This window comes from Micromonospora sp. HK10 (assembly GCF_000982955.1).
Lineage (GTDB): Bacteria > Actinomycetota > Actinomycetes > Mycobacteriales > Micromonosporaceae > Micromonospora.
In genome coordinates this window covers 23,426-44,449 of the sequence record NZ_KQ058878.1, presented here as the reverse complement: position 1 = coordinate 44,449, position 21,024 = coordinate 23,426, and the positions used below count along the sequence as shown (strand labels likewise).

Below are 21,024 nucleotides of genomic sequence, written 5' to 3'. Positions count from 1 at the left end.
GTGCGGAAGGTTCTGCTGGGCGCCCTCGGCCTGCTGGGGTTCCTCGTCGGCTGGCAACTGATCCCGACGTTGGGACTGGTCGACCCGCAGTACCTGCCGTACGTCACGGACGTGCTCGGCTGGCTCTTCCATGAGCTGCGGGACCTCGCGTTCTGGCGGCGGCTCTCGTACACCATGACGGCGTGGGCGACCGGCCTGGCGATGGCGACGTTCGCGGCGGTCGTGCTGGGCGCGGGGATCGGGCTGGTGCCGTTCCTCCGGCGGGCGACGCACACGATGGTCGAGTTCCTGCGACCGGTGCCGTCGGTCGCGCTGATCCCGCTCGCCGTGCTGATGTTCGGCCTGCACCTGCGCGCCGCCCTCGTCATCATCGTCTACGCCGCGTTCTGGCAGGTGTTCGTGCAGGTGATCTACGGGGTCGCCGATGTCGACACGGTGGCCCGGGACACCGCACGCAGTTTCCGCCTCACCCGCCGCGAGCGCCTGCGGTACCTGGTCCTGCCGACCGCCCTGCCGTACCTGCTGACCGGCCTGCGCCTCGCCGCGGCGGTCGCACTCATCCTGGCCGTCACCGCGGAGATGGTGATCGGCAACCCCGGCCTGGGGCGCATGATCGAGCTCTCCCGCTCCGCCGGGGACGCCGTCGGCCTGTACGGGCTCGTCGCGGTCACCGGGCTGCTCGGTCTGCTGGTGAACGTCGTGTTCCGCTTCGTCGAACGCCGCTCGTTGGCCTGGCACCAGTCGGTGCTCGCCGAGGGGGCCGCCCGATGACCGCCCTCGGCGCGAAAAAAGCCCGGCTGCCCGGCCCGGTCCTCCGGGCCGTCGAGAACGTCCTGTTCGCGCTCGGGCTGCCCGTGCTGACCGTGCTGCTCTGGGGCATCTGGTCGGCCGGGTCGACGAACCGGTTCTTCGTCGGCCCGCTCACCATCCTCGACGCGTTCCGGCGGACCTGGATCGGCCCGGCGTTCGTCGACGACGTACTGCCGAGCCTGTACCGGCTCGCCCTCGGCCTCGTCGCGTCCATCCTCCTCGGCGTCGCGGCCGGTGTCGTCATCGGCCGGCTCCGCCTGCTCCGCGAACTCCTCGAGCCGCTGCTGGAGTTCTTCCGGGCGCTGCCGCCGCCGGTGCTGATCCCGGTCATGATGCTCCTGCTCGGCATCACCGACACGATGCGGGTCGTCGTCATCGTGTCCGGCGCGGTCTGGCCGATCCTGTTGAACACCATCGACGGCGTCCGGGCGACCGACAGCGTGATGCGGGAAACCGCCGACTCGTTCCGGATCACCCGCTGGGAACGGCTGTGGCTGCTGGTGCTCCCGGCGGCGAGTCCGCGCATCATGACCGGCGTACGGCAGGCGCTCTCGGTGGCGCTGATCCTCATGGTGATCTCGGAAATGTTCGCCTCGTCCGCCGGCCTCGGATACCGGATCGCCTACTTCCAGCGGAACTACCTGGTCGCCGAGATGTGGAGCGGCATCCTCCTGCTCGGGCTCATCGGCGTCCTCCTCGCCGTGGCCTTCGGTCTCGTCGAACGCCGCGTCCTGCGCTGGTACCACGGAATGAAGGAGATCACCCGTGCCTGACGGGAGCCCGCTGCTCAGGGTCGAGCATCTGCGGAAGGTCTACGCCTCGGCCCAGGGCGAGGTCGAGGCGATCGGTGATCTCAGCTTCACCATGGCTCCCGGCGAGCTGATGTGCGTCGTCGGTCCCTCCGGCTGCGGAAAGACCACCCTGCTGAAGTGCCTCGCCGGGTTGCTCCGGCCGACCAGCGGCCTGGTCGAGATGGAAGGCTCGCCGGTGACCGGCCCGAGCCCGGCGATGGCGGTGGTCTTCCAGGAGTACGGCCGCAGCCTCTACCCGTGGCTGACGGTCCAGGGCAACGTGGAGCTTCCGCTTCGCCACAAGAAACTCTCCCGCGCCGAACGCCGGCGGATGGTGGCCGACGCCATCGAGGCGGTCGGCCTGGCCGGGTCCGCGGACAGCCACCCATGGCAGCTCTCCGGCGGGATGCAGCAACGGGTGGCGATCGCCCGTGCCATCGCGTACCAACCCGAAGTGCTGATCATGGACGAGCCGTTCGCCGCGGTGGACGCGCAGACCCGCGCGGACCTGGAGGACCTCGTACGCGAGCTGCACCTGACCCGCGGCATCTCCACCATCTTCGTGACGCACGACATCGACGAGTCGGTGTACCTGGGCCAACGGGTCCTCGTGCTGTCCAACTCCCCGACCCGGGTGCAGGAGGACCTCGTGATCGATCTCCCGGCGGAGCGCGATCAGCTCACCACCCGGGCCCTGCCCCGCTTCACCGAGCTGCGGACCCACGTCTACGCGCAGATCCAGCGGGCCAAGCGCGGGCCGGTCACGGCGCCACCGGTGGCGCGGTGACCACACGGACGACGGGCAGCCGCAGAGCCGCCCGGCGACCACGACCGGCCTGGCCACCGGCGGTTTCTGGACCGCGCACCGCAACGCTGGCCCCGCAGGACGGGACCAGCGTTGCGGAAGGCCTCAACTCCGCAGGCTCCACTGCTGGTTGGTGCCGCCGTGGCAGTCCCAGAGGACGATCTTCGTGCCGTTCGCGGTGCCCCAGTTGTACGCGTCGAGGCAGCGCCCGGACTGCACGCCGCTGATCGTGCCGTTCGCGTTGACGTTCCACTGCTGGTTGGTCCGACCGTTGCAGTCCCAGATGATCACGCGGGTGCCGTTCGCGGTGGCGCCACCCTCGGCGTCCAGGCACTTGCTGCCGAGCACCTGCAGCTGTTTGGCCGTGGTGTAGGTCCACCGCTGCATGGTGCCGCCCCAGCAGTCGTAGAGCTGCACCTGGGTGCCGTTGGTGGTGCTGCCGTTCGGCACGTCCAGGCAGCGCCCGGACTGCGCGCCGACGATCGCGGTGGTCGACCCGCCGCCGGTGCCGCCCGGGGTACCGATGCTGCCGGGGACCGCCTGCAGGGCGGCGTACCAGACGGCGGCCATCTTGTCGTAGCCGGTGGCGGTGGGGTGGATGCCGTCGATCAGGTCGCCGGTCGTCACGGCGCTGTGCATGTCGACGAGGTGGACGTGCTTGCCGGCGTTCACCTTGCCCTGCACGATGCCGGGGATGGCGGCGTTGAAGGTGCGAACGGCCGACTCCTGTCCGCTGTTGGCCAGCGGAGTCAGCTGCGCCACGAACACGTCGGCCGCGGGGGCCGTGTTGGTGATGCGGTCGATCAGGGCGGACAGCCGGTTCGGCGCCGTGGAGACGTTGTAGTTCTGCAGGATGTCGTTGGTGCCGATGTGCAGCAGGACCGTCCGCGGCTGGTAGGCGTTCAGCCAGCCGACGATGTTGGCGTCGATCTGGTCGATGCGCCAGCCGGGGTGGCCCTCGTGGTCGTGGTCGCCCAGACTGCCGGGCCCGTTGAACTGCGAGCCGACGAAGTCGGTGGTGTACCGGGCGTTGGCGAGGCGCTGCCACAGTCCGATCCGGTAGCCGCCCGGCACCTGCGTGCCCTCGGTGATGGAGTCGCCGAGCGGCATCACCCGGACCCCACCGTTGGATTCGGCGTGGGCCGGGGCCACCGCACCGACGATCGTGAGGGCGATCGCGGCGGCCGCGGTGAGCCATCGCGTCATTCTTCTCATGCCTGCTCCTTCCAGATCGCGTACGGCAGGGGGCGCAGAACGACGCTGCGCGGAAGCCATCGTCCTCAGCGGACGGATGTTATCGATAACATCGACGGCAGTAATTAGAACACGGGACCGGGGCGGTGTCGATGACCGCCTCCCCGGCGGCCTCGTGGGCCCTTCCTGGCCGAGGGGTTACGACGTCCGGGGTCGATGCCGGGGCGGGACGCCCCGGGTCGCCGCGCATAATCATGGACCTGCCGATGTCGGCGGCCCAGCCCGATCCCGAGCACCGGAGCGTATCCGTGGTAACGCCGTACGAAATGGAGGACGTGGTCCCCGAGCTCGCCGGCGCCGTGCGACTTCCCCGCCGCCAGGCCGGCAGTTCGCCGCAGGGCCTGGCGATGACCCTGATCGCGGACTACACCGCGCGTACGCGTGCCTGGCTGCCCTCGGCGGCGATCGTCGCGCTGCTCGCCGAGACCGGGGTCAGCACCGCCGGCGCCCGTACGGCCATCAGCCGGCTGGCCCGCCGGGGGGTCCTCGAGAACTGCCGGGACGGGCGGCACAGCTCGTACCGGCTGACCCGGTCGGCCGCCGACGAGCTGATGAGTGGCGGGGCGTGGATCGCCGGGTTCGCCGCCGGCGCCGACTCGTGGGACGGGTGCTGGACGCTGGTCGCCTTCTCCCTGCCCCAGGAGGCGAACGGGCACCGGCGCGCGCTGCGCGACCAGCTGCGCTGGCTGGGCTTCGCGTCGCTCTTCGACGGGCTGTGGGTCTCCCCCGACGCGCTGAACCCGACCGTCGAGACCCGCCTGCGGACCTTCGGCGTCGGTGCGATGAGCATCTTCCGGGCGCGTCACGTGGACCTGGCCAGCCCGAGCAACCGGTCCCCGCTCGAGGCCTGGGACGTGGCCGCCATCGCCCACCAGTACGAGACCTTCATCCAGCGGTGGCAGCCGCTGCTCCGGCCCGTACGAGCCGGGCGGATCACCGGCGCCCGGGCGGTCGCGACCCGCACCGAGGTGATGGACACCTACCGGCGCTTCCCCGTCCTCGACCCGCAGCTGCCGATCCAGCTCATGCCCCCCGGTTGGCCCCGGGCCCGCGCCCGGGAACTGTTCGTGGCGGTCTACGACGGCCTCGCCGCGCCCGCCCAGGAGCATGTCCGCGCGGTCGTCGCCCGGTTCGCCGACGCACCCGACCTGGGCATCCGCGCGCACACCACCCGGGATCTCAGCGCGGGCGCCGGGTAGCGGCCGGTCCGGTCCAGATCGGCAGGTCGATCCGGGACGGGTGGGCGCCGTCGTGGGAGATCTCCTGCTCCGCCCGTACGGTGGTGGCCGCGCTGGCGGCGGGTTCGCCCGTGCCGGGGTTGCGGGCGTAGCGCGGGTGCGCTCCGGAGCTGACCTGCACGGCGATGCGGTGGCCGGCGGCGAAGCGGTGGAATGCCGGCCACAACGGCACGTCCAGCGCCACGAAACCGTCCTCGTCGGGCCGCGGGTCGGTCGCCACGGTGCCGATGCCGCCGATCCGGCGGATGCCGTCGCACACGCTCATCGAGCGGCCGTCGGGGTGCACGTCGCAGATCCGGATGAACAGGTCCGCGCTGGCCGCCGTCGAGCGGAACCGGACCCGGGCGACCGGCTCCCCGGCGAGGACGGTCGCGTGCTCCAGCGGTGCGCTGCGGAAGACGACCACGTCGGCACGGCGTTCGTGCGCGCTGTTGTCGACCGGCCCGGGGTTCGGGCCCATGCTCGGGCCGCCCAGGGCGGGCGTGGGCCGGTCGGGATCGTAGCTGTACCGGGTGACGCCCGCGTCGGGGACGGCCGGATCGAGCAGCCCGGTCGGGTGCAGGTGCCACCGCTGCGCCGCGGTGCCCGGCGGTGGCCAGGCGGGCAGGTCGTGCCACTGCTCCGCGCCGGTGAGAAAGGCGCGCACGGGCGCCGGCCGGGTCGCCGGTGCGCCGGCGAAGTGTTCCTTGAGGAAGGCGACCGACTCGGCGAGAAACGGGTTCTGGTCGCTGTGGTGCCCCCACGGGCCGACGGTCAGCCGCGGCGGGCGACCGGCCGCGACGAGTTGGGCGTAGTTCCGCAGCTGCCAGGGCAGGAAGATGTCGTACCAGCCGGTGGCCAGGTACACGGGCGCACGGACGTCCGGCACCGAGGCGGTGTGCGACTGCTGGGTCCAGTAGTCGTCGGTGAGCGCCTCGTGGGTCAACCAGTCCTGGTACCAGCCGATCGGGTGGCCGGCCACCGCGGTGTCGCCGCGGGACAGGGGCAGCACGTCGAAGGCTTCGGCCAGCTTCCGGTCCGGCCGCCGCGCGAGCCGCGCCCGGACCAGGGCGCCGCGCACTCCCCGCAGGTCCATCAGGCGCGACCAGCCGAGCGAGCCGCCCAGCGAGAAGGCCCCGTTGGTCCAGGTGATCGGGCCGAAGTCGGCCATCGTGACGTTCAGGCACAGGGCGTCCGGGGCGTTCGCCGGGTCGTCGCGCCACATCCGTCCCGCCACCGCCCACTGGGTGTAGCCGAGGTAGCTCTCCCCGTGCGTCGCGACCGTGCCGGTGCACCAGGGCTGCCGGCGTACCCACCGATGGGTGGCCATGCCGTCCCGCTGCTCGTCGAGCTGGGGCCGGAACCTGCCACCGGAGCCGCCCGTGCCCCGGCAGCTCTGCACCAGCACGGTGAACCCCTCGCCGGCCAGCACCGAGGCGTGGGTGAGCGAGTCGTGCCGGCCGTACGGCGAGCGGATGACGATCGTGGGCAGCGGCGGTTCCACCGCGCCGACCGGCAGGTAGAGGTCGGCGATCAGCTCGACGCCGTCGTCCATCGGTACGCGCAGCTTGCGCCGCACGGTGACGGCGTACGGGGGCGCCGTGGCCGCAGGGCGGCGGGCACGCCGGAGCCGACCGGACAGTCGGCGGCGGAGACTTGTCATCACTCATTCCTCGGTTCCGGAGATGATCGACGATACGACGGCCCGGAACCCGGTGCGCGGGAAGGACACCGTGCCGGGCGGGCTATGCAGACACGCGTCCGTGTCGCATGCTGACCCGGCGCCGGCCGCCGCGCCGCGCACCCGCGTCGCGCCCGTACCAGGGAAGGGGTCGAGAGATGGAACCGGTGCCCGCGGAGGGTGACGCCCTCAGCTACCGCAACCCGATCCTCCCGGGTTTCTGGCCCGATCCGAGCATCTGCCGGGTCGGTGACGACTACTACCTGGTGTGTTCCAGCTTCGAGTACACGCCCGGCGTGCCGATTTTCCACAGCCGGGACCTGTGCCGCTGGCGCCAGATCGGCAACGTGCTCGACCGCCCCAGCCAACTCGAGCTGCCCGCCGACACGCTGGCCTCGCGGGGCATCTACGCGCCCACGATCCGCCACCACGACGGTCGGTTCTGGATGGTCACCACGAATGTCACGCTCGGCCGGCACCTGATCGTGACGGCGACCGACCCGGCCGGCCCCTGGTCGGATCCGGTCTACCTGGACCTGCCCCACGTGGACCCGTCCCTGGCCTGGGACGAGGACGGCAACTGCTGGCTGACGGTGTCCGGGGTGGAGTCGTACCGGATCGACCCGCGCACCGGAGAGGTGTTCGAGGGGCCGGTGGCGATGTGGTCGGGGACGGGTGGCCAGTATCCCGAGGCGCCGCACCTGTACCGGGTCGGCGACTGGTGGTACCTGCTGGTCTCGGAGGGCGGCACGCACACCGGCCACGCGGTGAGCGTCGCCCGTGCCCGCTCGCCGCGCGGGCCGTTCCAGCCCGGGCCGGCCAATCCGATCCTGACGCATCGCGGCACCGACCGTCCGGTGCAGGCCACCGGACATGCCGACCTGGTCGAGGCCGCCGACGGCAGGTGGTGGATGGTGCTGCTGGGCATCCGGCCGCGGGGCCAGTGGCCGCCGTACCACGTCCTGGGTCGGGAGACCTTCCTGGTGCCGGTGCGCTGGGTCGACGGGTGGCCGGTGGTCGACCCGGTCCCGACCGACACCGGCGCGGCGGGTACGAGCAGGTGGGACGACCGGGATGACTTCGACGGCGACCGGCTGGGGGCGCAGTGGATCTCTCCCCGGAACCGGTCGGCCTCGGCGTGGTCGCTGACCGACCGGCCCGGCTGGCTGACCCTGCACGCGACCGGGGCGAGCCTGGACCGCAGCGGTGCCACCATCGTCGGCCGCCGCCAACAGCACCACGACTGCCGGGTCAGCGCCCGCATCGATCCCGGCACCGGGCGATCGGGCCTGACGATCCGGATCGACGAGGCGCACCACTACGACCTGGAGATCGCGCGCGGGCAGGCCCGGGTCGTCGGCCGGGTCGGGCCGTTCCGTCAGGTGTTCGGGGAGTGCCCGGTGCCCGCCGGGCCGGTCACCGTGGCCTTGACCATCCGGACCGACAACGTGCTGCCCCCGACGGTCACCTCGTCCGACGCCCTGACGCAGGCGGGAAACGTGGGCGTCCTCGCCGCCGGGAGTGACACGATCAGCTTCGAGGTGGAGACCGGGGCCGGCTGGTCCTGCCTGGCGGAGCTCGACGGGCGCTACCTGTCCACCGAGGTCGCCTCCGGATTCACCGGCCGGGTCATCGGCATGTACGTCACCGAGGGAACCGCCCGGTTCGACTGGTTCGACTACCGACCGGCACGGTGACCGGCCGGCGCCGCCGCCCGCCCGCTGCCGGGCGGGGCGGAGGGCCACCCCTGGTGTCGCCGGCCGCCCGGCCGCGGCCGGGCGCGGACAGCGGCCCCGCGGTGCCGCCGTGGCCGTCGTCGTGGTCAGGGCAGTCGCACCACCCCGGCCTGGATGGGCCCGTTCTCGGCGTAGTACGGGCCGGTCACCACGAGGACGAGGCCGGGTTCGCGCCACGATCCGGTGGTCGCCAGCGGCAGGGTGAACCGGCTGTAGCCGCCCGGGATCGCGCAGGGCACCCGCTCCCAGGCGTCCGGGTCGCCGAGGTCGCGGTTGAGGAACAGGTCCTGGTCGCTGTTGGCGGTGACCACGATCGTCCCCTTCGGGCCGCCGGAGTCCGACCAGGAGACGACCGGGGCCGCCGAGGGGACGTAGCCGGCCTGGTCGTGCAGCACGAGGGCGGGTGCCGGACCGAACGCCTCCGGGTCCTTCGCCAGCTTGTAGTGGACGGCGTAGAAGTTGTCGCCGGTGTCGCCGCCGCCCTCGTACGTCATCACCCACAGGTTGTGGTGCACCTGCGCGACGGTGGTCATGCCGGGGCGTTGGCTGTAGTCCGTGCCGACCGCGTCGTTCACCACCGGGCCCCAGGTGCGCAGGTCCCGGCTGGTCTGATGGGCCAACTTCTGCCCGTACTTCGGGTCCCGCTGATCGGAGTAGTAACAGATGAGCCGGTCCCGGTGCAGCAGCAGGAACGGCTCCCAGATCGGCGTGTACCCGTTCTCCGGGACCGGCGCGCCACCCTCGGCGACCGTGCTGAGGAACGTCCAGGTGGCCCCGCCGTCGACACTCGCGTACAGCTGGATCGTCGTGCTGGAGAAGTTGTCCAGCGAGTTGCCGGCACACAGCACCGCGCCCTTCGGCAGGCCGGCGAAGGCCCGCGGCAGCACGTACAGGTGCGGCTGCAGCCACCATCCCGCGGCCTCGTCGGCGCCCGGCACGTTGCTGTGCCGGTGCCAGGTGTGACCGCCGTCGTCGCTGCGGAAGATCGGGAACCCGGGCGCCCCGAACTGCTGGAAGGTCGCCAGCAGGGTGTTCGATCGCTCGAGCCGCACGGCGCGGGCGTACGACGCACCGTTGCCGGGGTCCGCCACCACCACCGGCCCGAACGGGCCCGTGCCACCGGGCCCGGGCGGCTTCGGCGCCGCGAAGGCCGGTGCCGACAGGCCCAGCGACAATCCGGCGAGCGCGAGCGTCCCCTGCCCCAGCAACGCTCGGCGCGACAGGTGAGGGCCGCGCACCGGCCCTCCCGGTCGAGCGGCGGCCGGGCTCAGCTGGGATCGGATGTCATCCCGCACAGTTACCTCCCGTTGGGCGACACGACGTGATGGAGCGGGCTGACCGGCGGTGCCGGGCCCAGGAACAGCGGCGGCAGCTCATCCCTTGAACGCGCCCTCCATGATTCCCTGCACGAGGCGGCGCCCGACGAAGACGAAGAGCACCAGCAGCGGAATGGTGGCCAGGAATGAGCCCGACATGGCCAGACCCAGGTCGATGTCCCGGTTCTGCTGCAACGCCTTGATGGCGATCTGGACGGTGTAGTTCTCCGGCGACTTCAACACGATGAACGGCCACAGGAAGTCGTTCCACGCGTAGACGAAGGTGAACAGCCCGAGCACGAACGCCGCCGGTCGGACCAGCGGGAAGGCGATCCGCCAGAAGATCTGCCAGGTGGTCGCGCCGTCCACGCGCGCCGCGTGCATCAACTCGTCGTCGATGCTGCTGCCGATGTGCTGGCGCATCCAGAAGATGCCGAACGCGCTGACCAACCCGGGCACGATCACCGCCTGCAGGGTGTCCACCCAGTTGAACTGGGAGATGATCAGGTACTGCGGGACCACGGCCAACTGCGCCGGCACCGTCATGGTCAGCACGACGATCAGGAACAGCGTGTTGCGTCCCGGAAAGGACAGCTTGGCGAACGCGAAGCCGGCCAACGCGCAGAGCACCGCCTGGCCCACGGCGATCGTGGTGGCGACGATGAGGCTGTTCAGCAGGGACTGCACGAACGGCACGATGGTGAACACCAGCTTCGCCAGGTGCAGGAAGTTGCCGCCGGGGGTGAGGTGCGGTGGGAGGCTCGTCGCCGTGGCGGAGTCCGTGGTGGCCACCACGAACATCCAGTAGAGCGGAAAGACACTGATCAGCCCCATGAGGGTGAGCAGCACGTACGACGCGAGCGGGACGCGGTTGGCGTGGCGCCGCCGGCCCCGCGTGGGCGCGGGGGTCGCGGGTCCTGGCTTCATGGGCGCTCCGTGCGGATGCGGGTGGCCAGCAGGTAGTTGAAGGCGGAGAAGGCCACCACGATGACGAAGAGTGCGACCCCGACGGCCGCGCCGTAGCCGAAGTGGAACTGCCCGAAGGACTGCTCGTAGAGGTACAGCGTCACGGTCTGGCACTGCCGTGCCGCCCCGCAGGTGAGGCCACCCACCGGGTTGACCAGCAGCGGCTCGGTGAAGACCTGGAGCCCGCCGATGGTCGACGTCACGACGGTGAACGCGATGATCGGCCGCAACGAGGGGATGCTGACGTGCAGGAACTGCTTCCAGCCGTTCGCGCCGTCGGCGGCGGCGGCCTCGTACAGTTCCCGGGGCACCGCCTGTAGCGAGGCGAGGTACAGCAGGGTGTTGTATCCGGTCCAACGCCAGGCGATCATCGTGGCGATCATGATGTGGCTGCCGAACAGCGACGCGGTGAAGTCGATGTGCTCGAAGCCCAGCAGCTCCAAGAACCAGTTGATCATGCCGTAGTCCCGGTCGAACAGCTGCGCGAAGACGATGGTCGTGGCCGCCACCGAGGTGACGTAGGGAACGAGCACCGACATCCGGAACAGCGTGGCCAGCCGCAGCCGCGCATGGTTGAGCAGGTGCGCCAGGCCGAGCGCCAGGAGCAGCTGCGGCACCGTCGACAGCACCCAGATGCTGAACGTGTTGCGCAGCGCCCCCCAGAAGCGCGGGTCGTGCACGAGCTCGGTGAAGTTCTCCAGCCCCACGAAGCGGTGCTCGCCGATCGGGTTCCAGTCGAACAGGGAGATGTAGAAGGTGAACAGCAACGGGAAGAGGCCGAAGATCAGGAAGAGCACGAAGAACGGCGAGATGTACGCGTACGGCGCCAGCCGCTCCCGTACGCTCTGCTGGACCCGCCGCCGGCGGCCGGGTGTCCGCAGGTGCGGTGCGGCGGCGGCCGGGCTGAGCATGGTGGTCAAGGCGTCACCTTCCCGAGACGCCGCAGCCGGGCGAGACCCGACTGCGGCGCATCAGTCGTCCGTCAGCCGCGTATCGCGTTCTTGACATTGGTCAGCGCGGTGTCCCAGGCCTTTGCCGGCTCCACCTTGCCCTGCTCGACGCTGGTGAGCGTGTTGAGGAACTCGGTGCCGATCGGGCCGTCCTGCGGACCGAAGTAGAACGGCTTGATCCCCAGCACCGACTGGGTGTAGATCTTGCCGATCGGCGCGTTGCTGAAGAACGGGTCGGTCCTGCCGACCAGCTGCGGGTCCGTGTAGACCGACGGCGTGGTGGGCAGCGACCCCTGCATCAGGAAGTGGTCCAGCTGGCCCTTGGGCGACTGCATCTCGGAGATGTAGTTCCATGCCGCCTTCGGGTTCTTGGCGCGCTTGGGGATGGCGAGGAAGCTGCCACCCCAGTTCCCCGAGCCACCGGGAATGGTGGCGATGTCCCACTTGCCGTTCGTCTCAGGGGCGTTCGTCTTCATCTGGCTGAGCATCCAGGACGGCGAGCACACCACCGCGTAGTCGCCCTTTTTCATGGCCGCGGTCCAGCCGGTCGAAAACGACCCCTGCTTGGCGGAGATGCCCGCGGAGAAGGCCTTCAGGGTCAGGTCGAACGCCGCCTTGACCTGGGCGTTGCCGTAGTCCAGCTTGCGGTCGGCGCTGTAGTAGCGCTCGCTGCCCTGGTTGACCGCCTGGAAGAAGACGCTGGTCGGCGTGTTGTCCACGAACGGCTTGCCCGTCTTCTGGACGTACGTCTTGCCGACGTTGATGAAGTCGTCCCAGGTCGGCCAGAGCTTGGCGACCTCTTCCCGATCGGTGGGCAGGCCGGCCGCCTTGAACAGGTCCGTACGGTAGGCGACCGCCAGGCCGCCGACGTCGGTCGGCACACCGATGATCTTGTTGTCCTGGGTGGTCGACTGCGCCATCACCCAGTCGAGGTAGTTGCCCTTGATGTCGCCGGCGCCCATCGTGGTGAGGTCGACGAAGTTGTCCGGAGACTGCATGAACTTCGGCAGGTCGTCGGCCTGGATCAGCACCAGGTCGGGCACCTTGCCACCGGCCAGCGCGGTGGTGAGCGCCTGGGCGGTCTCGGTCGTGCTGCCCACCTCGGTGAGCTTGACGTGCACGTCCGGGTGCGCCTTGGTGTAGACGTCGACGTCGCCCTTCTGGTTGATGTTGGTGAACGACCAGAACTCGAAGGTCTTCGAGTCGGACTTGCCACCCGATCCCCCACAGCCGGCGGCGGTGAGCGCGACGGTGGCGAAGATGGCTGCGGTGGTCAGGAGGCGTTTCAACGGCCCTCCATACGGTGATCGTGAGCCGCGGCGGTCGGGCTGACCGCGCGGATCGGGGTGGCGGTCCCACCCGCGGTGGACACCGCGGACAGGCGCTGGCGAGTGGCCGCATCGACGGGTCAGCGGTGGCCCCGTCGTTGGCGGAATCGCCGGTCGGCGCTGTGAAAATTATCGAGACATTTGCATGTCGCGATTTCGTTCGCTGAGGCTACTAAGTGCCACGTCATCCGTCAACGACCCTGCTGCCAGCAGGACCGCGGGCCACCAGCGCGGCTTGCTTACCGGACGGTACCGAAAGTTTCGGCCCTTTTCCCGGGCGGCCGGGGTCGCCGCGGCCCACTCCGGGCTGGCATGCTCGGCCTCGCCGCCGTCCGGGGCGGCCCGTCGGGCGGGAGCGTGCAGATGCGGGTGGTGCCACCGGAGCTGAGGTTCCTGGCCGCGGCGCAACGCTGGCAGGAGGCGCTGCCGGTGGGCAACGGCCGGCTGGGCGCCATGGTGCACGGCCGGTTCCCGGACGAACGGATCAGCCTCAACGAGGACACCTTCTGGTCCGGTCCGGGTGAGACGGCACCCCCCGACGTGCCCCCCGGACTGCTCGAGGAGGTCCGCGACCTGGTCCGGGCCGGGCGGTCCGTGGCGGCGGGATCGCTGCTGCGCGGCACGCAGGGCGCCGACGCCGAGGCGTACCAACCGGTCGGTGACCTGCGGATCAGCCACCTGGGTCCGGCCCGCCCGGACGGCGCGGCCTACGCGCGCCGGCTGGACCTGCGCGACGGTGTCGCGGTGGTGGAGCGCGGCCCGCTCCGGCAGGAGGTGTTCGCGAGCGTCGGGCACCAGGTGTTGGTCGTGCGGCTGTCCACGACGGACCCGGACGGCCTCCGGCTGGACCTGCGGTGGTCGACGCCGCAGCCCCGGGCGGAGATCCGGGGGTACGGGCCGGCCGGGCTGGCGCTGGCGCTGACCGCGCCGCGCCACGTGGTGCCCTGGCCGCGTACCGACGGGGTGGTGCTGGGCGACGGGGAGAGCCCGGCGATGCGCGCCGCCGCCCTGTGCACGGCCGCGGTCGAAGGGCCCGGGGCCGCCGTGCGGATCGAGGAGCGTGCCGACGGGCCGGTGCTCACCGTACGGGCGGCCACCGCCGTGACGGTGCTCGTCGCGATCCGCACCGGCTTCACGAACTGGGACGTCCCACCCGGCCGCGACGCCGAGGCGTGCCTCGACCGCTGCGCCACCGAGGTGCGCGCGGCGGGCGCGGCCGGGTGGGCGGCGCTGCGCGCGGCGCACGTCGCCGAGCACCGGACGCTGATGGACCGGGTGCGCCTGGTCCTCGACGCCACCGCGCCGGAGCTGTCCACCGACGTCCGGCTGGCCCGCCGCGCCGCCGGCGACCCGGACGAACAGCTGTGCGTGCTGGCCTTCGCCTTCGGCCGGTACCTGCTCGCCGCCGCCTCCCGCCCGGGAAGCCAGCCCGCCACCCTGCAAGGCATCTGGAACGACCAGGTGGCGCCGCCGTGGAACTGCCAGTACACGGTGAACATCAACACCCAGATGAACTACTGGCCGGCGGAGACCACGGCGTTGGCCGAGTGCCACCAGCCCTTGCTGCGACTGGTCACCGACCTCGCGGTGGCCGGCCGCGCCACGGCCCGCCAGATCTACCGGGCGCGCGGCTGGACCTGCCACCACAACACCGACCTGTGGCGCATCACCGTGCCGGTGGGCAAGGGGCACGGTGACCCGAAGTGGGCGCAGTGGCCGTTGGCCGGAGCCTGGCTGTCCCTGCACCTGGCCGAGCACTGGCGCTTCGGCCAGGACCTCGGCTTCCTGGCCGAGGTGGCGCTGCCGGTCGCGCTGGACGCGGCGCGCTTCGTGCTAGACCTGCTCGTCGACGCTCCGGACGGCCACCTGGTGACCTCACCGTCGACCAGCCCGGAGAACGAGTTCGGCACCGGCGACGGCCCGGCCAGCGTCGACGCCGGTACGGCGATGGACCTGACGCTGGCCCGTGAGCTGTTCGAGTTCGTCCTGGAGGCGCAGGCGGCGCTGGCGGCCGCCGGGCTACCGCTCGGCGACGCGGCGATGGCCGGCCTGCATGAGGTACGCGCCGCGCTGGCCCGGCTGGCGCCGCCACGGGTCGGCTCGCGCGGACAGCTCCTGGAGTGGTCGGCCGAGTACCCGGAGGTCGAGCCGCACCACCGGCACCTGTCCCACCTGGTCGGCCTCTACCCGGGGCGGACGATCGCCCGCGATCCCCGGCTGCGGGCGGCGGCGCGCAGGTCGCTCACCGAACGCGGTGACGCCGGAACCGGATGGTCGATCGCCTGGAAGATCGGCCTGTGGGCCCGGCTCGGCGACGGCGACGCCGCGCACCGGCTGCTCGGCGCGTACCTGACCCCGGCCGGCGCGGAGCACCAGGGCGGGGTGTACCCCTCGCTGCTCTGCGCCCACCCGCCGTTCCAGATCGACGGGAACTTCGGCGTCACCGCGGCCGTCGCGGAACTGCTCGTGCAGAGCCACCTCGTGCATGACGCCGCCCCCGTCATCGAGCTGCTGCCCGCCCTGCCCACCGCGTGGGCCACCGGCTCGGTGGCCGGCCTGCGGGCCCGGGGCGCGGTCACCGTCGAGGAACTCGCCTGGGCGGACGGGTCCGTGCTGACCGCGACGCTGGTGGCCACCGCGGACACCACCGTCGAAGCCCGGTGGCGCGACCGGGACGGGAGCCGGCGCGCCCGCCGGCTCACCCTCGCCGCGGGGGAACGCGCCACCCTCGCCTAGTGCGCGGCGCGGGTGGGTTCAGCCGCGCGTGTCGAGGTCGACGGCCTGGGCGAGGTAGTCCCGCAGCGCCGTCTCGTTGATCCCGTCGCGCGTTTTGATTTTCACGTGGCGGGTCTTCTTGCCGACGCCCTCCAGGAGGCCGTGGCGGTCGGTGAACTCCGCCCCGCGCTCGAAGGCGAAGGTCAGGTGGGTCTTGCTCGGGCTGATCACCGCGAGAATCTTCCGGCCACGCCAGGCGGGCGAACCATAGGTGAGGCATTCGGTGGCCTCGGGAGCGGCATCGGCCACCAGGGCCCGGAGGTCGGCGACGATCTCCCGGTACCGGGGGTCAAGCTTGGTATCGACGTACGTGTCGACGTCGCTACTGCTCATGGCTGTTCGCTTCCCTTCGGCGTCGGTCGGACCGCTGGGTGCATCATGATCGCGCGAGCCGTGAGGGTCAAGGTCCGTCCGGTGGCTGCCCCCCGCACAACCAGGCCCGTTCTTCTCCCCAGTCAGGCCGCATTAGCCGCCATACCGGGAAAGCTCCCGCATTGATGGCGTTTTGTATTCATCGGCGACGACGGGTCAGCGTGGCAAGGACCTCGCGGGTACGGTCTCGGCAATCGCCGCTGCGCGCAGCGGCCGTAACGGGGGAAAGGCACACGTCATGAGATGGCTGAAAGCCGGCCTGCTCGCCGCGACACTGGTCGCGGCCACCGCCGTCTACTACCTGCCGGCCGAGCCGGCCCACGCCGCGGTCGCCCTGGTGTCGGATCCGGCGGCGCTGGTCAATCCCCTGATCGGTACGCGATCAGCGGCGGGCAAGGACGCCGGCAACACCTCGCCGGGGCCGAGCATGCCGTTCGGCATGCTGCAGTGGGCGCCGGACACGGCGCCGCGGGTGCCCGGCGGCGGCTACGACCACGCCGCGACCGCCACCTCCGGTTTCAGCGTCAACCGGATGAGCGGGGCGGGCTGCTTCGCCTACAGCAATCTGCCCTTCCTGCCCGTCACCGGCGCGCTGCCCACCGACAAGGACAACGCGACGGTCGGCTTCTCGCACACCGACGAGTCGGCGTCGACGGGCTACTACTCGGTGAAGCTGGCGAACAACGTCCGCACCGAGCTGACCACCTCGCTCCGCTCGGCGCTCGGCCGGTTCACCTTCCCGTCCGGCCCGACCGCCTCTCTGCTGGTCAAGGCCAGCGCGGGAGCCGCCGCGTCGAACGCGGGCGTGACGGTCGCCAGCACGACGGAGATCACCGGATCGGTGACCGACGGCCGGTTCTGCACCAAGGACAACGTCTACACGATGTACTTCGCGGTGAGTTTCGACCGGGCCTTCACCGCCAGCCAGAAGTGGACGCCCCGGCCCTTTGTCACCGGCGACGGCGGGATCGCACTGACCTTCCCGAGCGGCTCTGTCGTCAAGGCCAAGGTGGGCATCTCCTTCGTCAGCGTGGCGAACGCCCGGACGAACCGCGACACCCTCAGCGGCTGGGACTTCGCCGCGACGCAGGCCGCGGCGCGCAGCGGCTGGAACCAACTGCTGGGCCGGGTCGGGATCGGCGGTGGCACCACCGACGAGCAGAAGATCTTCTACACGGCCTTGTACCACTCGCTGCTGCACCCGAACGTGTTCAGCGACGCGAACCGGCAGTATCGCGGCTTCGACGGGCAGGTCCGCACGCTGCCGTCCGGCCAGGACGACCAGTACGCCAACTTCTCCGGCTGGGACGTGTACCGGTCGCAGGTGCAACTCGTCGCGTTGCTGGCTCCGAAGCGGGCCAGTGACCTGGTGCGGTCGATGCTCAACGACTACGACCAGAGCGGGCGGCTGCCGAAGTGGTCCGTCGCCAACGGCGAGTCGTACATGATGGTCGGCGATCCGGCCGTGCCGGCCATCGCCGCCATGTACGCCCTCGGGGCACGCGACTTCGACACGGCCAAGGCGCTCGCCGCGATGGTCGCGCAGTCCGAGCGGCCCGGCAACGCCCGACCGGGCACCGTCTACCTGGACGACCCCGGCTACCTGCCGGAGGACGGCGGCTACGGCTGCTGCAACCACAACGCCACCACGGCGACGTCCCTGGAATACCACAGCGCCGACTTCGCCCTGGCGGCCTTCGCCAAGCAGCTGGGTGACACCGCGACGCACGCCCGGTTCGCCTCCCGGGCACAGGGCTGGCGGTACCTGCTGAACCCCACCAGCGGGTTCGTCCAGCCCCGCCGCCAGTCGGGCGAGTGGCGGCCCGGCTTCGACCCCACCGATCCGTCCTACGACGACTGGGCCGAGGGCAACTCCTGGCGGTACACGCTCATGGTGCCGTTCAACGCGCGGGGCCTGTCCGCCGCCAAGGGCGGCAACGCGGCCGTGAACCAGTACCTGGACACGCACTTCACCACGCTCAACAACACCGCCGGCTCCGGGGCCTGGATGGGCAACGAGCCGAGCTTCGGCGCCCCCTGGCTGTACGCCTACACCGGCCAGCCCTACAAGACCCAGCAGGTCGTGCGGCGCGTCCAGACCCAACTGTTCCGCAACGCCCCCGACGGCCTACCCGGCAACGACGACCTCGGCTCGATGTCGTCGTGGTACGTGTGGGCGGCGCTGGGCATGTACCCGGCCGTGCCCGGCACCGCCGATCTCGTCCTGGGCAGCCCGATGTTCCCGCAGACCGTGCTGACGCTGCCCGGCGGCGGCACGTTGACGGTCAACGCACCGGCCGCCCAGGCGTCCGCCCCGTTCGTCCAGTCGATGCAGTTCAACGGCGCCACCTGGAACAAGGCATACCTGCCGACGACGGCGCTGACCACCGGAGGCACCCTCGACGTCGCCCTCGGCACCGCCGCGAACACGACCTGGGCGGCGGACGCCGCCGCCGCGCCGCCCTCCTACGACACCAACGCGGTGGCCGTGGCGGACAACGCCGGCAGCAGCGCCGACGGCGCCCCGGGCGGAAGCAACTACGACCAGTGGACGTCGAGCTACTCCGCCGAGGCGCTCGCCGCCGCAGGCATCGTGCCCGGGAGCCGGCTGGTCCGCGACGGCGTCACCTACACCTGGCCGAACGTCAAACCGGGCCAGCCGGACAACGTCATCGCCCAGGGCCAACGGCTCACCGTCAGCAGCCCGCCCGGGGCCGCCGCGATCGGGGTGCTCGGCAGCGCCGAGGGGCACGTCGACGGCGCCGCCGGCACCGCGACGATCCACTTCTCGGACGGCACGAACCAGCAGGTCGCCCTCGGCTTCAGCGACTGGACCCTGGCCGCGGGCCAGACGACCCCCCGACCCGGGACCACCGTGGCGGCCACCATGCCGTACCGCAACCAGGCCCTCGCCGGCGGCAAGGACCCGGTCACCACCTACCTCTTCGCGGCCTCCTTCGCGATCAGTCCGGCGAAGACCGTGGTCGGGCTGACGCTGCCGACGCCGGCCGCCGGCCGGCTGCACGTGTTCGACGTCGGATTCGGTGGGCACCGCACCAACGCGGGCATCAGCGACGACGCGTACCCGGGCGGCGCGGACGTGGACGGCGCCAGCTACAGCTACTCCCGCCAGGCCCTCGCCGCCGCCGGGCTGAGCGCCGGCGCCACCGTCACCCACAACGGGGTGAGCTACGTCTGGCCCAGCCTTCCCGCCGGGAAGCGGGACAACTACCGCTCGGACGGTCAGCGCCTCACCGTGGCGCCCGTGGCCGGCGCCACGAAGATCGGCTTCCTCGGAGCGGCCACCGGCTGGCCCGACGGGGTGGCCGGCCAGGCGACGATCACCTACACCGACGGGACCTCCCAGCAGGTCACCCTCGGCTTCAGCGACTGGACCCTCGGCGGTGGCAGCCGCGCGGTCGGCCACGGCAACACCGTGGTGGCCCGGGCCGCCTACCGCAACAGCGCCCGCTACGGCCGGCAGACCGCCACCACGTACGTCTTCGCCAGCACCTTCGCGCTCAGCGCCGGCAAGACGGTGGCCACGGTGACGCTGCCCAGCAACACCTTCGGGCAGCAGCACGTCTTCGCGGTCGGCACCGGCTGAGCCGACACCGGGCCGCGCCCGGCGCCCGGACAGACGAGTGAGCTGTCCGGGCGCCCGGCCGCGCCCGGCGCCGGACACTCCGACCAGACCCGGGTGTCCTCCTGACAGCTCCGGCTGATGATCCGGTCGGTCTATCGCCAGACTGTTTCGGCCGTGTCACTGTGGGTCGACGACAGGGCTGCGACGGCTTCACCTTCCTCCGGGTCGAGTGCCACGCCGTGCGCGAACGCTTTCATCGCCGGGCGACGAGAGGACACCGATGGCCGAAGCCGACGACGAACTGCAGGAGATGATCCGGTCGCTGGATGAGCGGATCGTCGAGGTGCGGGCGAGGGTGGCGCACGCGACGGTGCAGGGCGGGTCGCCGGCCCCGCTACCCGAACGGTCCGCGCTGATCGCGGCCATGTCCGCGGCCGCGCTGGCGGCGGCCAACGCCGACACGGCCCAGGTTCCCGTCGCGCTCGGCAAGACGAGGGTCGACGGGGCGGCGACGGCGGCCGCCGAGGCCGTCTTCAACCGGTCCGCGCTGCGGATCCGGGTGACCGCCGGCGAAGGAGAGCGCGACGGCAGCCCCGGGGCCAGCAGCGGGCAGACCCTGGGCCGGCAGACGGGTGGCGACGGCGTCCTCGACGGCGTCTTCGACTACGTCGACGGCACCACGCTGGCGGTGCTGGGCGAGCCGGGGGCGCTCGCGTTGGGTGGCCTGGGCGGTGGGCTGCGGCCGGTGCCGGACCTCTCCGCGTACGCCGTACTCGCGCCCCAGCCGGTCCTGCCCGAGCTGGACGTGCTGACCACGCCGGAGACGCATGCGCTGCCGATCCTCCGGCGGATCGCGGACGCGACCGGGAAGCCCCTCGACACGCTGACCGTCTTCACCCACTCGATCGCCGGGAAGCCGTTGCACCGCACGCTCGTGGACCTCATGCGGCCCGCCGTGGGCCGGGTGATCGTGCCGCCACTGGTGACGATCGAGCCGCCGTACCTGCTCACCCTCGCCGGTCTCGCCGAACCCCGGATCGACGCCATGGTCGGCAGCATCGGACTGTCCGAGTTGGCCTTCGCCGCCCTCCTGCTCGATCTCGTGGCACCCGATCACGGTTTCGTCTTCCGGGTCGCTTCGGTGGCGGGGCCGCGACGCCACCCGGCGTCGGTGACGCTCGACCCCCTCTTCGCCTTCACCGACGAGGAGGAGCGGCAGTTGACGGCAGCCGGGTGGCGTACGGACCGGCAGTACACCAGCGCCGACCTCGTTCCGGCGGGCAGCGCCCGGCTGGCGGCGATCTTCGCCGTGACGGACGAGCCGATGCTGGGCCTCGCCGGAGCGGGCCCGGCGAGCGGCGGCCGTACCCAGGGGCTGCTCCTGGAGCCGGGCGGGCAGGTGACCCGGATCGACGTCCACTACCGCTGACCGCCCCC

15 protein-coding genes are annotated in these 21,024 nt (G+C 71.6%); 8 read left to right on the top strand and 7 right to left on the bottom strand.

What is annotated here, in order from left to right; genetic code table 11:
- The 3 genes from LQ51_RS32985 to LQ51_RS25710 are packed head-to-tail and all read left to right on the top strand — an operon-like array spanning window position 1 to window position 2,388.
- Complete coding sequence (locus LQ51_RS32985; protein WP_046570025.1) at window positions 1–771, top strand: ABC transporter permease; 771 nt, start codon at window positions 1–3, stop codon at window positions 769–771.
- Window positions 768–1,583 (top strand): ABC transporter permease, encoded by an 816-nt coding sequence (locus tag LQ51_RS25715; protein ID WP_046570024.1) that lies wholly within the window; start codon window positions 768–770, stop codon window positions 1,581–1,583. The genes LQ51_RS32985 and LQ51_RS25715 overlap by 4 nt, the downstream gene beginning before the upstream one ends.
- On the top strand, window positions 1,576–2,388 hold the full coding sequence (locus LQ51_RS25710) for an ABC transporter ATP-binding protein (RefSeq protein ID WP_046570022.1): 813 nt from the start codon (window positions 1,576–1,578) through the stop codon (window positions 2,386–2,388). The genes LQ51_RS25715 and LQ51_RS25710 overlap by 8 nt, the downstream gene beginning before the upstream one ends.
- Window positions 2,389–2,511: 123 nt before the next feature.
- Here the strand turns inward: LQ51_RS25710 and LQ51_RS25705 are convergent, their stop codons facing one another.
- A complete protein-coding gene (locus LQ51_RS25705) occupies window positions 2,512–3,621 on the bottom strand; it encodes an RICIN domain-containing protein (RefSeq protein ID WP_046570021.1) in 1,110 nt (369 codons plus the stop codon).
- A 305-nt stretch (window positions 3,622–3,926) separates the two neighbouring features.
- Here LQ51_RS25705 and LQ51_RS25700 point away from each other — a divergent pair, with 305 nt between their 5' ends.
- Complete coding sequence (locus tag LQ51_RS25700) at window positions 3,927–4,859, top strand: PaaX family transcriptional regulator (RefSeq protein ID WP_231605886.1); 933 nt, start codon at window positions 3,927–3,929, stop codon at window positions 4,857–4,859.
- Here the strand turns inward: LQ51_RS25700 and LQ51_RS25695 are convergent.
- Entirely contained in the window at window positions 4,840–6,540 is a 1,701-nt protein-coding gene (locus LQ51_RS25695; RefSeq protein ID WP_082159648.1) for a CocE/NonD family hydrolase, read from the bottom strand. The two genes, LQ51_RS25700 and LQ51_RS25695, sit on opposite strands and share 20 nt — an antisense overlap.
- Window positions 6,541–6,716: 176 nt before the next feature.
- On the opposite strand from LQ51_RS25695, the gene LQ51_RS25690 reads away from it, so the two are divergent.
- Window positions 6,717–8,255 (top strand): glycoside hydrolase family 43 protein, encoded by a 1,539-nt coding sequence (locus LQ51_RS25690; RefSeq protein ID WP_082159647.1) that lies wholly within the window; start codon window positions 6,717–6,719, stop codon window positions 8,253–8,255.
- 125 nt (window positions 8,256–8,380) lie between these two features.
- Here LQ51_RS25690 and LQ51_RS25685 read toward each other — a convergent pair whose 3' ends face one another.
- The 4 genes from LQ51_RS25685 to LQ51_RS25670 all read right to left on the bottom strand — a co-directional run bounded on the left by LQ51_RS25685 (window position 8,381) and on the right by LQ51_RS25670 (window position 12,815).
- Complete coding sequence (locus LQ51_RS25685; protein ID WP_231605885.1) at window positions 8,381–9,532, bottom strand: sialidase family protein; 1,152 nt, start codon at window positions 9,530–9,532, stop codon at window positions 8,381–8,383.
- A gap of 135 nt (window positions 9,533–9,667) precedes the next feature.
- The gene (locus LQ51_RS25680) at window positions 9,668–10,537 is read right to left on the bottom strand and encodes a carbohydrate ABC transporter permease (RefSeq protein ID WP_046570018.1); all 870 of its coding nucleotides are present in this window, start codon (window positions 10,535–10,537) and stop codon (window positions 9,668–9,670) included.
- Window positions 10,534–11,487, bottom strand: coding sequence for a carbohydrate ABC transporter permease (locus LQ51_RS25675; RefSeq protein WP_052745064.1), 954 nt, complete (start codon window positions 11,485–11,487; stop codon window positions 10,534–10,536). The genes LQ51_RS25680 and LQ51_RS25675 overlap by 4 nt, the downstream gene beginning before the upstream one ends.
- Before the next feature lie 71 nt (window positions 11,488–11,558).
- Window positions 11,559–12,815 carry an ABC transporter substrate-binding protein gene (locus LQ51_RS25670; RefSeq protein ID WP_046570017.1) on the bottom strand — a complete coding sequence of 419 codons (1,257 nt, stop codon included), beginning with the start codon at window positions 12,813–12,815 and terminating at the stop codon, window positions 11,559–11,561.
- 402 nt (window positions 12,816–13,217) lie between these two features.
- Here LQ51_RS25670 and LQ51_RS25665 point away from each other — a divergent pair, with 402 nt between their 5' ends.
- Window positions 13,218–15,590 carry a glycoside hydrolase family 95 protein gene (locus LQ51_RS25665; RefSeq protein ID WP_046570069.1) on the top strand — a complete coding sequence of 791 codons (2,373 nt, stop codon included), beginning with the start codon at window positions 13,218–13,220 and terminating at the stop codon, window positions 15,588–15,590.
- 18 nt (window positions 15,591–15,608) lie between these two features.
- On the opposite strand, the gene LQ51_RS25660 is transcribed toward LQ51_RS25665, so the two are convergent.
- On the bottom strand, window positions 15,609–15,962 hold the full coding sequence (locus tag LQ51_RS25660) for a DUF1801 domain-containing protein (RefSeq protein WP_046570016.1): 354 nt from the start codon (window positions 15,960–15,962) through the stop codon (window positions 15,609–15,611).
- A gap of 277 nt (window positions 15,963–16,239) precedes the next feature.
- Between LQ51_RS25660 and LQ51_RS25655 the strand changes: the two genes are divergently transcribed.
- Together LQ51_RS25655 and LQ51_RS25650 are read left to right on the top strand one after the other, a co-directional pair.
- Window positions 16,240–19,608 (top strand): GH92 family glycosyl hydrolase, encoded by a 3,369-nt coding sequence (locus LQ51_RS25655; protein WP_052745058.1) that lies wholly within the window; start codon window positions 16,240–16,242, stop codon window positions 19,606–19,608.
- A gap of 259 nt (window positions 19,609–19,867) precedes the next feature.
- A complete protein-coding gene (locus tag LQ51_RS25650) occupies window positions 19,868–21,016 on the top strand; it encodes a fructose-bisphosphatase class II (protein WP_046570015.1) in 1,149 nt (382 codons plus the stop codon).
- Window positions 21,017–21,024 lie beyond the last annotated feature (8 nt).